Annotated in this window: 1 protein-coding gene; it reads left to right on the top strand. The window is 66.4% G+C overall.

Features of this window, described 5'->3' with window-relative positions; all coding sequences use genetic code 11:
- Positions 1-107: 107 nt before the first annotated feature.
- Positions 108-435: preprotein translocase subunit SecE (gene secE, locus I6F37_RS40600; protein ID WP_225154460.1), on the top strand; the 328-nt coding region annotated here is incomplete at its 3' end.

Below are 435 nucleotides of genomic sequence, written 5' to 3'. Positions count from 1 at the left end.
GGTTGGGGGTTCGATGCCCTCCGCCCCTGCCACCGGCAGGTCCTGCACCGAATAGAACGAGAACTCCGAGGGCGCGCGCCGCAAGGCTCCGTCCGCCACCGAGAACCATGGCGAATCCAACTGCAACTTCCGTCGAGACCGTAACGACCGGCGCCGACAAGGCCAAGCTCGCCGTCGCCGGCGTGCTCGTCGTCGCCGCGGTCGTCGCGTTCTACGCGCTCGGCAAGCAGGATCTGTGGCTGCGCGTCGCCGCGTTGCTGGCGCTGATGATCGTCGCCGCGGCGATCTTCTTCACCTCCGAGCCCGGCAAGCAGCTGATCGCCTACGGCCAGGATTCGATCCGCGAGGTCAAGAAGGTGGTCTGGCCGACGCGCAAGGAAGCGCTCCAGATGACGGGCTATGTGTTCGCCTTCGTCATCGTGATGGCGCTCTTCC

This window comes from Bradyrhizobium sp. NBAIM08 (genome assembly GCF_020193935.1).
GTDB lineage: Bacteria > Pseudomonadota > Alphaproteobacteria > Rhizobiales > Xanthobacteraceae > Bradyrhizobium > Bradyrhizobium yuanmingense.
This window is presented reverse-complemented; position numbering and strand designations above follow the sequence as displayed.